The organism is Bacillus sp. FSL K6-3459 (assembly GCF_038003305.1).
Lineage (GTDB): Bacteria > Bacillota > Bacilli > Bacillales > Bacillaceae > Bacillus > Bacillus pumilus_O.
Genome location: NZ_JBBOOW010000001.1, coordinates 779,976 through 794,621 on the forward strand (window position 1 = coordinate 779,976; position 14,646 = coordinate 794,621).

At 42.5% G+C, this 14,646-nt stretch carries 13 protein-coding genes; 9 read left to right on the top strand and 4 right to left on the bottom strand.

Annotation, left to right across the window (positions count from 1 at the left end; genetic code table 11):
• Positions 1-4 precede the first annotated feature (4 nt).
• The 3 genes from treC to MHI35_RS03700 all read left to right on the top strand — a co-directional run bounded on the left by treC (position 5) and on the right by MHI35_RS03700 (position 2,958).
• Entirely contained in the window at positions 5-1,711 is a 1,707-nt protein-coding gene (gene treC, locus MHI35_RS03690; RefSeq protein WP_211063712.1) for an alpha,alpha-phosphotrehalase, read from the top strand.
• A 19-nt stretch (positions 1,712-1,730) separates the two neighbouring features.
• A complete protein-coding gene (gene treR / locus MHI35_RS03695) occupies positions 1,731-2,459 on the top strand; it encodes a trehalose operon repressor (protein ID WP_144523610.1) in 729 nt (242 codons plus the stop codon).
• Positions 2,460-2,523: 64 nt separating this feature from the next.
• Positions 2,524-2,958 (top strand): terpene synthase, encoded by a 435-nt coding sequence (locus MHI35_RS03700; RefSeq protein WP_144523611.1) that lies wholly within the window; start codon positions 2,524-2,526, stop codon positions 2,956-2,958.
• A gap of 49 nt (positions 2,959-3,007) precedes the next feature.
• Here the strand turns inward: MHI35_RS03700 and MHI35_RS03705 are convergent, their stop codons facing one another.
• On the bottom strand, positions 3,008-7,297 hold the full coding sequence (locus tag MHI35_RS03705; RefSeq protein WP_211063711.1) for a multifunctional 2',3'-cyclic-nucleotide 2'-phosphodiesterase/3'-nucleotidase/5'-nucleotidase: 4,290 nt from the start codon (positions 7,295-7,297) through the stop codon (positions 3,008-3,010).
• A gap of 254 nt (positions 7,298-7,551) precedes the next feature.
• Between MHI35_RS03705 and MHI35_RS03710 the strand changes: the two genes are divergently transcribed.
• Complete coding sequence (locus MHI35_RS03710; RefSeq protein ID WP_012009261.1) at positions 7,552-8,070, top strand: type 1 glutamine amidotransferase domain-containing protein; 519 nt, start codon at positions 7,552-7,554, stop codon at positions 8,068-8,070.
• Between the two features lie 97 nt (positions 8,071-8,167).
• On the opposite strand, the gene MHI35_RS03715 is transcribed toward MHI35_RS03710, so the two are convergent.
• Positions 8,168-8,383 (bottom strand): DUF1128 domain-containing protein, encoded by a 216-nt coding sequence (locus MHI35_RS03715; protein WP_003214000.1) that lies wholly within the window; start codon positions 8,381-8,383, stop codon positions 8,168-8,170.
• Positions 8,384-8,460: 77 nt separating this feature from the next.
• On the bottom strand, positions 8,461-9,816 hold the full coding sequence (locus MHI35_RS03720; RefSeq protein ID WP_144522600.1) for an alanine/glycine:cation symporter family protein: 1,356 nt from the start codon (positions 9,814-9,816) through the stop codon (positions 8,461-8,463).
• 173 nt (positions 9,817-9,989) lie between these two features.
• Between MHI35_RS03720 and MHI35_RS03725 the strand changes: the two genes are divergently transcribed.
• From MHI35_RS03725 to MHI35_RS03735, 3 genes are read left to right on the top strand one after another with little or no spacing between them, the layout of a single operon-like run.
• Positions 9,990-10,460 carry a low molecular weight protein-tyrosine-phosphatase gene (locus MHI35_RS03725; RefSeq protein WP_012009263.1) on the top strand — a complete coding sequence of 157 codons (471 nt, stop codon included), beginning with the start codon at positions 9,990-9,992 and terminating at the stop codon, positions 10,458-10,460.
• A 20-nt stretch (positions 10,461-10,480) separates the two neighbouring features.
• A complete protein-coding gene (locus MHI35_RS03730; protein ID WP_144522598.1) occupies positions 10,481-10,813 on the top strand; it encodes a YtxH domain-containing protein in 333 nt (110 codons plus the stop codon).
• Between the two features lie 18 nt (positions 10,814-10,831).
• Positions 10,832-11,650, top strand: coding sequence for a YihY/virulence factor BrkB family protein (locus MHI35_RS03735; RefSeq protein ID WP_012009265.1), 819 nt, complete (start codon positions 10,832-10,834; stop codon positions 11,648-11,650).
• A gap of 209 nt (positions 11,651-11,859) precedes the next feature.
• On the opposite strand, the gene MHI35_RS03740 is transcribed toward MHI35_RS03735, so the two are convergent.
• On the bottom strand, positions 11,860-13,041 hold the full coding sequence (locus MHI35_RS03740) for an MFS transporter (RefSeq protein ID WP_012009266.1): 1,182 nt from the start codon (positions 13,039-13,041) through the stop codon (positions 11,860-11,862).
• A 75-nt stretch (positions 13,042-13,116) separates the two neighbouring features.
• Between MHI35_RS03740 and MHI35_RS03745 the strand changes: the two genes are divergently transcribed.
• Both MHI35_RS03745 and cax read left to right on the top strand, forming a co-directional pair.
• On the top strand, positions 13,117-13,494 hold the full coding sequence (locus tag MHI35_RS03745) for an OsmC family protein (protein ID WP_335349191.1): 378 nt from the start codon (positions 13,117-13,119) through the stop codon (positions 13,492-13,494).
• A 64-nt stretch (positions 13,495-13,558) separates the two neighbouring features.
• On the top strand, positions 13,559-14,626 hold the full coding sequence (cax, locus tag MHI35_RS03750; protein WP_211063709.1) for a calcium/proton exchanger: 1,068 nt from the start codon (positions 13,559-13,561) through the stop codon (positions 14,624-14,626).
• The last annotated feature ends 20 nt before the right edge of the window (positions 14,627-14,646 follow it).

Genomic DNA, 14,646 nt, shown 5'->3' on the forward strand with positions numbered 1-14,646 from the left:
GTGGATGAAATTGAAACAACAAACGAACGAACCGTGGTGGAAAAAAGCGGTGGTCTATCAAATTTATCCGAAGAGCTTTTTAGATACAACGGGCTCAGGTACAGGCGATATCAATGGTGTGACAAAAAAGCTCGATTATATTAAAGAGTTAGGGGCGGATTGTATTTGGCTCACGCCAATGTATGAGTCCCCGCAGCATGACAACGGCTATGATATTAGTGATTATACAAAAATCCATGACATGTACGGTACAATGGCGGATTTTGAACACATGCTGAAAGAAGCCCATGATCGAGGTATACGAGTCATCATGGATTTAGCCGTCAATCATACATCCATTTTCCATAAGTGGTTTCAAGCATCACGCGAGTCAATAAATAACCCTTATCGAGATTATTATATTTGGAAGGAGCCCAAGGCGGACGGCTCCCCGCCAAATGATTGGCAGTCAAAATTTGGCGGTCCAGCATGGGAGCTAGATGAAGTAACAGGAGAGTATTATCTTCATTTATACGATGTCACCCAAGCGGATCTCAATTGGGAAAAGGATGAGGTGCGCAAGCAAGTATATGACATCATGCACTTTTGGTTTGAAAAAGGAATTGATGGATTCAGACTGGATGTCATCAACAACATCTCAAAAGATCAACGCTTCTTAGATGATGCCGGACAATCTGTACAAGGAGACGGCCGGATGTATTATACGGATGGTCCAAGAATTCATGAGTTTCTGCACGAAATGAACCAAGAGGTTTTTTCGAAATATGACAGCATGACCGTCGGAGAAATGTCTTCAACGAATATCGCAGACTGCATTCGGTATACAAGACCGGATCGGCAGGAGCTGGATATGACGTTTAATTTCCATCATTTAAAGGTCGATTATCCAAACGGAGAAAAATGGGCTCTCGCACCATTTGATTTTCATGAATTGAAGTCGATTTTGTCTGAATGGCAGACGAAAATGCATGAAGGCGGCGGCTGGAATGCGCTCTTCTGGTGCAATCATGATCAGCCGCGTATCGTCTCAAGATACGGTGATGACGAAACGTACCATCAGCAATCAGCGAAGATGCTGGCGACCACCATTCATCTCATGCAAGGGACGCCATATATTTATCAAGGTGAAGAGATAGGCATGAAAAATCCTCAATTTGAGGACATCTCGTCTTACCGCGATATCGAATCACTCAATATGTATGAAGCCATGCTTCAAAAAGGGAAATCGAAGGATGAAGCACTTGCCATTTTACAGGTCAAGTCCAGAGATAATGCGAGAACACCGATGCAGTGGACATCAGAAAAGAACGCAGGTTTCTCAAAAGGAACACCATGGATTGAGCCAGCCAATAACGACATTTCGGTCGAAGCTTCATTAAAAGACAAGACGTCTATTTTCTACCACTATCAAGCTCTTTGTAGGCTGCGTAAAGAACTTGACGTGATCACATATGGAAGCTTCACCTTACTATTAGCAGATGACCCGAAGGTTTTTGCTTATGTGAGAGAAAGCGGTGAGGAGAAGCTTCTTGTGATCAATCACTTTTACGCAGGAGAGACGGACTTTACGCTTCCTGATGAGCTTGTACAGGCTGTAGATGAGATGGAGGAGCAAGTGCTGTTATCCAATTATGAGGATGCACCGGCAGATATGAAGGGATTTACGTTGCGTCCATATGAGTCAATCGTTTATCATTTAACCAAACGCTAGAAAATGGGGCGGAGGGAAAATGAAAGAGAATAAGTTTCGAGTGATTTATGATCAGCTCGCAAAACGAATTGAACAAGGTGAATGGCAGGATAAAGGCATTCTGCCATCAGAGCATGAGCTGTCCTTGATGTACGATACATCCCGTGAGACGGTAAGAAAGGCATTAAATATCCTTGTGCAAAATGGCTATATCCAAAAAATCCGCGGGAAAGGCTCTGTCTTGCTGAATCGAGAAAAAATGCAATTCCCAGTCTCGGGTCTTGTCAGCTTTAAAGAACTTTCCCAAACACTTGGCCGGGAGACTGTTACGACGGTTCACGAATTTGGTTTAATCAAACCGGATCAGTATATTCAGTCTCAGCTGAAAATAAGTGGGCAGGAGGATGTCTGGGAAGTCATTCGGTCTCGTAATATTAGCGGAGAAGAAGTGATTTTAGACAAGGATTACTTTTTGCAAAAGCATGTGTCGATCTTGACAAAAGACATATGCGAAGGGTCCATCTACGAGTATATCGAAGGAGAGCTCGGTGTATCAATCAGCTATGCCCAAAAGGAATTTGTGGTAGAGCCATGTACAGAAGAGGACGCCAAGTATCTTGATTTGAACGGGTTTGACCATGTCGTCGTCGTGAAGAATTACGTGTTCTTAGAGGATACAAGTTTATTTCAATACACAGAAAGCCGTCACCGATTAGACCGCTTCAGATTCGTCGATTTTGCAAGAAGAGAAAAAGTGGACAGAGCATAGGCTCTGTCCTTTTCAGGTTTTGGGAAAAGGAGAGGACAAATAGATCACATTTTCAGGAGGGAAGATGATGAGATTAAGTAGACAATTAAAATTTAGGGATTTAGAAATATTCAGTGTGATGAAAGATCATCAAATTTTATGTTATGTGATCATTGAAGATACGCGGAAACCGTTTACGGAAGAAGACAGAAAGCTAGAGCCATTATGTGATATGGGTGAAGAAGATATACAAGCAATATTGAATGTGTTTCATATCTCCATCATCAATGATGAAACATTAAGTAAAGCAGATTTAACGATGGTAAAAAGTTTTTTTGCTGACTTTGTAAATCATACGAACTTAACGAATTTTATTACGAGAGATTATGTTTTAAAGGATTTATATGATGTCGATGATGAAAATGACATCATGTTCTTTAATAGAATGCTTCGTCGTATAGGGGCAGATGAGGTGAAAGAATTCGACGATCGCAATTGGATATATTTATCTCAAGACTGATATCTTATGACAAGAAAAGAGGACAGAGCATAGGCTCTGTCCTTTTCCTTTAGGATGATACATTTTTTCTTGTACGCTTGCGCTGGTAGTAATATAGAATACCGCCAGCAGTGAGCATGAGCGCGCCGATTAGTACAGCTGTATACATCATTGTGGCTGTATTCGGTAGTGTGCCGCCTGGGAGCCCGGTTCCATCTTGGTTTGGATCTGTACCTGTGCCTCCGCCTGGTGCTGTTGTTCCACCGTCTCCGCCAGTTTGATCTGGGGTTGTGCCAGCTGCCCCGCTTTGGTTGAGGACGGTGTATTCGCTGAAGTGCTCAGTTTGACCTGATACGACTCCGTTTTGGAACGATCCGTTACTTGTTTTGGCGTAACGATTTTTCTTGCGGTCTACATAATATACACTAGGTTTCTTCGCTTTTTGAGGCTCATCTAATGTAAAGGTTAGTGTAACAGGATCTTTAAAGGTAGAAACCTTTTTCTGATCTTGTTTGATTTGGAAATCATACGTATCCGTTAATGCGTTTTTCACTTTATCCGTCTTTGTCATCCATATATCTGCGTTTTTCTCGGACAAATTGGAGAGCGGCAATGCGAGTCCCACTTTGTCATGATAGATGGTGACGTTTGGATCTTGCTTTCTTTTCTTCAGCTCGGCTACTTGCGCTTTTGATAGAGACAATTGAACGTTCTTCGCCTTGCTTGCTTTGTCTAAATAGAGCAATGCTTTGTTTGTATGCTGCACATACGTTTGGAATTTCTCATCATCTTGAATGTCATAAGCGCCTTTTCCTTTCGTGCGAGGAAGGAACACTTCTTTCACTCTGTGATCGATGACAGGCGAAATCTTCCCGTCTGCCTTTTCGATTTGCTCTTTGAAGATTTCATAGTCGACATACCCTAAATCTTCGCCGTGAGAGGCTTCTGTAAAGACGCTGTAGCCGTCGCCGCCTGTGCCGACAAATGCGTTTGTGGCTACGCGGTATGTTTTCTCATCATCAATGTCTGTCAGTTGACCTTTTTGGTCTTTCAGTTTCACATCAATTAGTCTGCTGCCAGCTGGTTTACTGAGCGTAAATGTATATTCAATGCCAGCTACATGAGGGAAAGCGCCTCCGCCTTCCTCAATGCCTGACAGCCCCTGTTCGAGTGCTTTCTTAATTTGACTGCCTTTTAAATCTGCGACATAAAGTGTATTTCCGAAAGGCATCACCGTTAAAATATCACCTAAAGTGATATCACCTTTTTCGATGCTTCCACGAATACCGCCGCCGTTTGTGATGGCAAGATCAGCTCCAGCAGATTCTTGCGCTTTCTGCAGCATGCCATCGGCAATGAAGTTCCCAAGATTCGTTTCCTTCGCACGGACGTGCTCACGTTGACCGTCTAAAAGGACATCTGTATGTCCGACTTTTTCTGTCTTTAAATCTTGAATATCTGCTTTGTACTCATCAAGAATCGCTTTTGCCTCCGCATCTTCTTTGACAGAGTCATCGATCGGGATCAGGTCAAAAGAGGATTCTTTTGGCTGGACGACACCTTTTTTGTCAAAGGCCACGTCTACTTTTCCTAAAAATTGTCCGTAGTCTTTCACCTGAGCGACAATCGTAGGTTCTTTTTTATTAATGACCTTTAATTTTTCAACAAGGGTGTGTGTGTGACCGCCAATGATTAAATCAATCCCATCGACTTTTTGAGCAAGCTCAAGGTCACGGTTGTAGCCAATGTGTGTTAACGCTATGATTTTATTGATTTTTTCTTCTGTTTGAATGGTGTTGACTGTTTCTTTTGCTTTTTTGTACGCATCTTTAAATTGAATGTTAGGACCGCTGCTGGATGTAATGGCTGTGTCTTCAGTCGTTAAACCGAATACGGCCACCTTTTCACCGTTTACATCGAGCAGGATGTAAGGGTAAATTCCGGCTTCTTTTTTCTCACCAGCTTTAAATAAGGCTGGTTTTTTCACTAAGTCACTCAATTGTTTTTCCTTCGAGACATCCACGTTTGATGACACGACCGGGAATCGAGGCTTTTCAAATTGATGACGATTTTTCGGATCGACATCTGATGCATCACCTGTCAGGAATTGACGGAGTACTGAAGGACCTTTGTCAAATTCATGATTACCAAACGTCATGGCATCGTATTTCATTAAGTTCATCAATTTCAGATCGGCAAGTCCTTGCCACTTTGTGAAGTACAGGTCACCAGAGAAGACATCTCCAGCGTCTAATAGAATATTGTTCTTATTTTCAGCACGGACTTCTTTGATCTTTGTTGCGCGTCTTGCCGCATCATCAAGGTGTGCGTGTGTATCGTTCGTATGCATCACTGTTAAATTCCAGTTGTCTGATGCAGGCGGTTCTGTTGTGCCATCGTCTTTAAAGGCTAGCTTGTACACACCAAGACCATCTGTGCTTGCGTTACGAAGAAAGTCTAAGCTGCTTGATTTCTCAGCAAACGGCTTGGCTAAAAGAGAAGATTCAAAAGTGACGGTTGCGCCTTTGATCGGTGCAATCGACCAGTTTTGATCTGCACTTGGGTTGATCGTTTTTTGTTCAATAATATAATCCATCAGTACTTGGCGGTTCTCATCTGCTGAGGCTAGCACTACTTTGTCTTGCGTCAGATGAGGGAAGCCTCCGCCGCCAGAAGCACGATAGTTATTTGTTACGACTAAAAATTCTTGATTGTCAGTGACGGGTTTCCCGTTGTAAGACAGTTTTTTGATGCGGTTGGCATTGGCGTTGACAAGTGTGCCTGTTGTGCTGTATTTAGCAGGCTGCGTCACATCGACTTGATATGTCACGCCATCAATCACATCAAAGTTATACGAGCGGTATTCCTCGTTTAAAATCGGCTGTTCTTTTGCATCGTTCGGTTTGATCTGATTAAACTGGCCAGCAGACATTTCTAACCAGTCTTTCACTTCACTGCCTTTCAGTTTCACAATCTGCACAGTGTTATCGTAAAGGTAGAGATCGCCGATGTTCTTAATCGCTAAATCTCCTTTTGCGATATTTGTATAATAGTTTACACCGTTTCGACCGCCGGCTTTAAACGGAGCACCTGCAGATAAAATCGGTAAATTTTGATACGATGTGTCCTTCATTTTTTCTTGTGCATACCATTTTTGGGCATCTGTCACAATTTGAATCGAAGGGTCGTCCATCACTTGAGCGAAAAAGCTATTAATGTCTGCTTCTGTTTTGCCAACAGGCTTTCTCACGTAATCAAGTGTGTTTTGATGCGTTGTTTGAATGGCGTCTTTTACGGTACGGTTTTGAGATGATACTCCGGCAACAGATTCGATCTTGCCTGTCCCGTCTGTGACCTTCCAGTTGCTTCCGTCAGGCTCTAGTGTTAAATCAATGACCCCGAGGTAGCTACCCCAGTTTTTTGACATGACGACTGGGATGCCGTTGATGGTTCCTTTTGAGACATTGAATTTGTCGACGCCATTATATTCAGCGCTTGGGAATGTGCCATGCTGGTGGCCTGATACAATGGCATCGATACCTTTTGTTTTCGTGGCAAGGTCAAAGATCATATTCTCTGATCCTTTAGGTGAAGCTGTTTTTTCAATTCCTGTATGAGCAAGAGCGATAATGACATCTGCGCCTTTCTCTTTCATTTCAGGAATGGTTTCATTGGCAGATTCGACGATGTCCTGCACTTGGACTTGTCCATCTAAATGCTTCTTATCCCACGTCATAATTTGAGGTGGAACGAATCCTATGTAACCAACTTTCACAGTTTGTGAGGCTCCGTTTGCATCTTTAAAGGTTTTATCTTGGATCACATAAGGTGTAAAACGGTGTTCTCCATTTAGCTTTTTGACGTTCGCATTGACAATCGGGAAGTTGGCGCCCGCAATGGTACCGTCAAGAAAGGATAATCCGTAGTTAAATTCATGATTACCAAGTGTTCCTGCATCGTATTTAAGTTTGTTGAGTGTATGAATAATAGGGTGAACCTTTGTTTGATTGATGATGCTGTCTTTCTCTTGTTTGTAAACATATTCTCCAAGAGGGGTTCCTTGAATCAAATCTCCGTTATCAACAAGGAGTGTATTTGGGTTTTGTGATCGGTGCTTGTCAATTAGCTCGGCTGTTTTTGCCAAACCAAATTCATTTGTTTCTTTGTCGCTGTAATAATCATAATTCATCATGTTCGCATGAACATCGGTTGTGGCTAAGATGCTGACCTTTACGGCTTTGCCGCTTTCTGTTTCTGCATGAATAGGTACTGCTGGGAGAATGAGACTAATCATCATAATGGAAGTGAGCAGAATAGACAGGTTTTTTCTTCGTTTAGACCTATGTGCTTGCTTCTTCACCTGATCTCCGCCTTTCTAATTTTTTTGACCACAATACCTATTGTAGAAATGTTTCGTTAACTTTTGTAGTTATTTTTTGAAGTTTATTGTAAAGATAACATAAATCATACGAATTACCTTGTTAAGGGAATGTGAATGAGTCTAATTGCTTATTTTTATCATAAGGGGTTTTCTGATAGGGATAGGATGTTTGATTTCAATATGCCGGGGTATAGTGTGTAGTGTAAACGATAATCAAGCAGGAGGGTTTCTACATGGGTAAGAAAATTGCAGTTGTATTAACAGATTACTTTGAGGATGTTGAATTCACCGAGCCTGCAAAAGCCTTTAAAGATGCAGGTCATGAGATCACAGTCATTGAAAATGAAAAAGGTAAAACAGTGAAAGGGAAGCAAGGAGAGGCAGAAGTGAGAGTGGATGCGTCTATTGACAACGTGAAGCCTGAAGACTTCGATGCACTTCTCATTCCTGGCGGTTTCTCACCAGATATTCTGCGTGCAGATGATCGTTACGTCCAATTCACTAAAGCATTTATGGATGAGAAAAAACCAGTATTTGCGATCTGTCATGGTCCGCAATTGCTTATTACAGCAAAAACGCTTGAAGGAAGAGGCGCGACTGGCTATACATCCATCAAAGTCGATATGGAAAACGCAGGCGCTACATTTAAAGACGAAGAAGTCGTCGTTTGTCAGGATCAGCTTGTGACAAGCCGTACACCTGATGACATTCCAGCCTTTAACCGTGAATCATTAAAACTGCTTGAAAAATAAATCGCAGTTGTAAAAGGATATAAAAAAGCCAGCACCTTTCAGGGTTGCTGGCTTTTTGTGTGCATGATGTAGGGAAACTAGGTTTCCTTTTTCATCATTATTTTCTTAAGTTTTTTAGCTCGCTTGCGATGGCTTGCATTTCACTTGGGCTGAATGAAGATTTTTTCATCACCATTTGGTGAAGAAATTCAATATCTTCGTACTTGTCTGGACTGAAGTCCTCGGCTTTGATGACTCCAATGTTCAGCATATTTAACTTTTGCGAAATGTCTTCAATCAGCTGATTGACTTCAGCCGCTTTTTGCTCTGACAAGGGCGGCACGTCCTTTCCTGCATATGTGTCGAATAATATGTCTATTTTAACAGAAATGCAAAAGAATAAAAGAGCTATTAAGATGACACAGAGATGTTTTTCTCTTTTTTCTCCTGCTTTATCTTATCAATGATTCGTTTGGATTCAAATACGACAACCCCTGATAAACCGATGAGCCCGATTAAGTTTGGAATCGCCATCAGTCCATTGAGCATATCTGCCACACCCCAGACGAAGTCATTTTTGAAGATGGCTCCGAAAAAGACAGCGATGACAAACACAACACGATAATACATCACATAAGAGTCTTTCGCTAAATAAGTAAAGCATTTCTCGCCATAATATGACCAGCCAATGATGGTGGAATAAGCGAATAAAAGTAAGCCGATGGCCACAATGGTTGAACCAATTGGACCGAGGAAATGAGCAAAGGATAACGAGGTGAGTGCATCACTTTTTTCTGTGACGTACATATTTGCCATAACGATTGTAATACCTGTGATGGAGCAAACAATCATCGTATCAATGAATACTTGCGTCATCGACACAAGCGCTTGACGAGCAGGCATATCCGTTTTTGCTGCAGCTGCAGCGATTGGAGCAGACCCGAGACCTGCTTCATTGGAAAAGACCCCTCTTGCCACACCCCAGCGAATCACGGTACCGATAGCACCGCCTGCAACTGCTTGACCAGTAAAGGCGTCTGAAAAAATGAGCCCGACTGCACCTGGAACAAGATCTGCATTCATAACAAGAATGATCAGCCCGCAAATGACGTAGAATAAAGCCATGACAGGTACAAAAATGGACGTTACTCTGCCAATGCTTTTAATCCCGCCTAAAATCACAAGGGCAGTAAAGGTTGTAATGATGATGCCTGTGACCCATGTAGGGACTTGAAAGGTTGAATTCATCACACCAGAAATCGAATTTGACTGTACGAGATTCCCAATCCCAAAGGCAGCTGTTGCGCCAAAAATAGCAAACAGCACCCCAAGCCATTTTTGCTTCAAGCCATGCTCCAAATAATACATTGGCCCGCCAGACATTTCGCCTTTTTCATTTTTGACACGATATTTCACGGCAAGAACAGCTTCAGCATATTTTGTCGCCATTCCAAAGAATGCAGCAAACCACATCCAAAACACGGCGCCTGGTCCGCCGGCAATGACAGCAGAGGCGACCCCTACAATATTTCCCGTTCCAACCGTTGCAGCAAGAGCTGTCATTAATGCTTGGAAGTGAGAAATATCACCTTCTGATGTCTTGTCTTGCTTTGAAAATGCAAGCTTGAGTGAATAGGGAAGCAGCCTAATCTGAATAAAAAGCACACGAAAGGTAAGGTAAATCCCTGTTCCCACGATCAAAAGCAAGAGCGGTGGTCCCCATAATACGTCATTAACATTGCTGACAATCTGTTCAACCCATCCCATATGTATCCCCCTTTATTTGTGCAATTCTCCTAAAGTGTCTCCTTTTTTTGTATAATGTGTCAATGCCGATGAGAGTTTTTCTTGCAAAGTTTTCAAAAGAAAAAGGGCTTGATATGATAGAGAAAAGGTTTTCGAAAAGAACTCTTAGGGAAAAGATAGGAGGAGAATGAAGGATGATTCATGTGTTATTTGTGTGTCTTGGCAATATTTGTCGGTCACCGATGGCAGAGGCCATGTTTAGAAAAAAAGTAGAAGATGAAGGGCTCAGTGAGCACTTTGTGATTGATTCAGCAGGTATTGGCGGCTGGCATCAAGGCAGTCCTCCGCATGAAGGAACGCGAAAGTTGCTTGATGAAAAAGGCATCAGTTATGAAGGAATGTCCGCAAGACAAATCATGGATGAAGACATCACAACATACGACTATATCATTGCGATGGATGCTGAAAATGTAGGGGCCCTTCGCAGTATAGCCGGCTATGGGAAACATCACTTTATTGGCCGTCTTCTTGATTTTGTAGAAGACGACGATCGAGATGATGTGCCAGATCCTTATTACACTGGGAACTTTGAGGAAGTCCATGAATTAATTGAAACAGGAATTGACCGTTTTTTGACGTATGTAAAGAAAGAGAACGACCTTTAACTGAAAGGAGATCAGACGAGATGGAAGAAAAAAATCAAATTGTGCTCCGAGGAGCTGTCATAGGTGCAGCTTGCGGCGCATTGCTGACTTTATTTCATCGGCCAACAAGAATTGCACTCAAAGACAAATGGAATGATTGCCAGCAAAAGCTGGATGAGTACCGTGAGGAGCCAGGCAGGATATCAGCTTGCTTGAAAGAAAAGATGGAGGAAACGAAGCAGATGATGCGAACAGTCTCAGATGATTTGTCATTTTTAAATGAACAGGTCAATCAGTTAAAGGAAACAACCCCAAGGGTATTAGAAATTATCGAAGAAACAAAGGATCACTTTCAATCGAAACAGACAGATTGATCATTGGAGATGAGGCGTATGGGTTTTATTAAAGCGTTAATTGAACGCTTTTTGCTGCATGAAGGACCGGCAAAATCTGCTGAGCTTGCCTATTTCTTTCTGCTTTCATTATTTCCGTTTCTCATCTTCGTCCTGACACTCGTTGGGTATTTGCCGCTGACGTCAAAGGATGTCCTGAGCGTCATTTCTGGTTATGCCCCAGAAGGAGCGCTTTCGATGATTGAATCCATCGCCGAACAGACGCTGAATAATCGGAACGGCGGGTTATTGTCGTTCGGGATTATTGCCGCGCTTTGGTCTGCATCTAACGGCATAAACGCCGTCGTCAGAGCATTTAACCATGCTTACGAAGTTGAGGAGAATCGTTCCTTCATTCTCGTACGTTTAACATCGATCATTTTAACGATTGCGATGGTTTTGACCATTATCTTTGCCCTAATGCTGCCTGTCTTTGGCAAAGAACTTGGTTTATTTGTCGCTAAATTAGTTGGGCAGTCAGATGCCTTTCTCACTATATGGACTGCGATGAGATGGATCATTAGCCCGCTGATTTTATTGATTGTTTTTACATCCTTGTACTATTTTGCTCCAAACATGAGGCTGAAATTAAAATTTGTTCTGCCAGGTGCCATTTTTGCATCGATTGGTTGGATTTTGGTCAGCATGCTGTTCTCATTTTACGTAGGCGAGTTTGCCAACTACAGTGCGATGTACGGAAGCATTGGGGGAATCATCATTTTAATGATCTGGTTTTATTTAACCGGCATCATGATTATCCTTGGCGGCGAACTCAATGCGCTTTTACATAAGCGTAAAATTGCACCAGGTAAACTATAAAGAATTCCGGGCATCCTAAAGAAGAACGATCAAGTTCAAACTGAATGGATGGGGGAAATCACATATGTCCAAACAATCGAAAAAAGGCGGAAGCAATACGAAACAAAACAAAGGCCATCAGCCTAAGCACAAAACAAGCGGCAGTGCGAACGGGCAAAATGGATATCACTAAATGAAAAAGACTCCTCTGCATAGGTGCAGGGGAGTCTTTATTTAGAAATGGCTTCATTGGAGTTTTCCAGAACTGCCGCCGTTCGCCCAAATCGAACGCAGAAAAACACGAATAATATCACGATACTGACAAGGTAAAGTAAATTCATACCTTCAAACGTTTGCACAAAGATTCCACCGAGAACAGGCCCGAGAATGCTTCCCGCACTAAACGCCATCCCGCACATCAAATTTCCAGCAGGCAGCAGATGCTTTGGCAATAAGTCGGTCATATAACTGATGCCAAGTGAGAAGGTAGAGCCTACAGCCATTCCGGCAATAAAGAAACAAATCGCAACAGCCAAAACCGATTGAATGAAAATTCCTGCTAATAGGAAAAAGAAAGATCCAACGAGAGTGACACATAAAATGATGCGGCGCCTGCCAAACCGGTCGCTGAGCATCCCGAGAGGAAGCTGAAAGACAATACTTCCAATAGCAAACGCAGGTAAAATAAACGCCACTGCATCCACTGTCACCCCGCTTCTAAGTGCATACACAGGGAAGTTGCTATTAAGTGTCGTTTCTAAAAAGCCATAGCAAAACGGCATCATAAAGGCGACCCAGCCAAATTGAAAGGCTTTCTTGAAGCGCTTCAAACTGTTTGTCTGCTCTGACGTCTGCACTTCGCCTGTATCTGGATATGTATTTTTCAAAACAAACACAAGTAGCCAAATACATAAGCTAACAGCACCAGAAACAATGAAAGGTAATGATGGGTTAATTTCAATGAGTGGTGTTAAAAAAGGTCCAGCGGCAAAACCAAGTCCAAAGGATAACCCATACAATGAAATATTTCGCCCGCGATTTCTCGATGACGACGCATAGGTCACCCACGTCTGTGTAGAGAAATGTAGCATATGATCACCAATCCCGATCATGAGCCGCAGGAAGAACCAGACAACATAAGATTCAAAAAACACAAAGCTGAACAAGCTTAAAAAGACAGCGGCGCCTCCAATGACAATTAACGGCTTAAACCCAAACCGGCGAAGCGGCGCTTCCATGAAGGGAGATGCTAGCAGCACGCCGAGATATAAGCCTGTGGCATGCAGGCCGTTTAACGTAGGAGAAGTCCCAGCATGTTCAAAAATAATCGAAATGACAGGCAGTAATGCTCCCTGCGAAAAACCAGATACAGATACAAGTAAAATTAAAATCATAAAGTGAATTCTCGACATAAGAAGCTCCTTACAAGTTCATATTTTCATCGTACAATGGAACCATAGGGGTTTCAATAGAAAGGTGGAAAAGGAATGAAACTGAGATACGAAACGGATCGGTGGATCACTGAAATAGATGAAAGGCAACTGCATATATCAGGAAATGAAGAAACGGGATACAGGCCATCTCAATTGTTCACATCAGCTATTGCTGGATGTTTTGGAGAAATGCTCATTCATGTATGCCGAAAAAAGCGAATATCTTATGAAGGGCTGACGCTGACACCTGAAACGACAAGAGCAGGCGCTGTAAACAAAATCTCCCGTATTCATTTACATATTTTATTTGAAGGCGTCCGTACATCTGATGAACAACTAGAGAAAGTCATTACACTTGCATTGAAGCATTGCGCGATTGTGCAGTCCGTGAAAGGAAGTATTGAAATCACTTTTTCACATGACAGAATCTAAATGTATATGAAGCCGGCACTCACGAAAGAATAACAGTCAGACATATGTAAAGGAGAATGGCTGTATGAATCGTTTGTTTCTTGTGATTGTCGCAATTGGTGTGCCGCTATCGGTGATTGGCAGTTTTCTTCATTTTCCGCAAGTCATCATGTTTGCTGTATATTGTATCGCCATTATTGGTCTTGCTAGTTTTATGGGAAGATCTACAGAAAGTCTTGCTATCATAGCGGGCCCTAGAATTGGGGGACTTTTAAACGCCACATTTGGAAATGCGGTGGAGTTAATTATTTCGTTTTTTGCATTAAAGCAAGGGCTGACAGCTATCGTTCTTGCGTCGTTAACTGGATCAGTGATCGGAAACTTACTGCTTGTGGCGGGACTGTCTTTTTTCGTTGGCGGTTTAAAATATAAGCGCCAAGTGTTCAATGTCCATGATGCAAGGCACAACTCGGGCTTGCTCATGTTTGCCATTATTGTGGCGTTTGTCATTCCAGAAGTGTTTTCGGTGGAGATGGCCGAAGAGAAGCAATTTGCTTTAAGCATTGGCATTAGCATTGTGATGATTTTGCTTTATGTTGCAGCGCTCTATTTCAAATTAGTGAGCCACCGAGGTGTCTATGTTGCCAAGCAGGAGAGCATGGGCGGGGAGGCAGAGACCGAAGAAGAAATTCCTGAATGGTCTGGTAAGTTTGCCACTTTGATTTTGCTGCTTGCTACGATTGCCGTTGCATACATTTCAGAGCGTCTCGTCCATACATTTGATACAGTGGGAGAACAATTTGGCTGGAGTGAGCTGTTTATCGGTGTCATTATTGTGGCCATCGTCGGCAATGCCGCAGAACATGCCTCTGCTGTCATTATGGCGTATAAAAACAAAATGGATGTCGCGGTGGAAATCGCTTTTGGTTCCACACTTCAGGTTGCGATGATGGTGGCACCAATCCTTGTCATCAGCTCGCTTTTTTTCAATACACAAATGCCTCTCATTTTTTCCTTACCAGAGCTTATTGCGATGGCATCCGCTGTGTTACTCACAGTCATCTTATCTAATGACGGAGATACCAATTGGTTTGAAGGCGCTACATTACTTGCTGCCTATTTCATTATGGCGATTGGATTTTTCCTTTTATAATCTTTTGTGGATAAGGGACG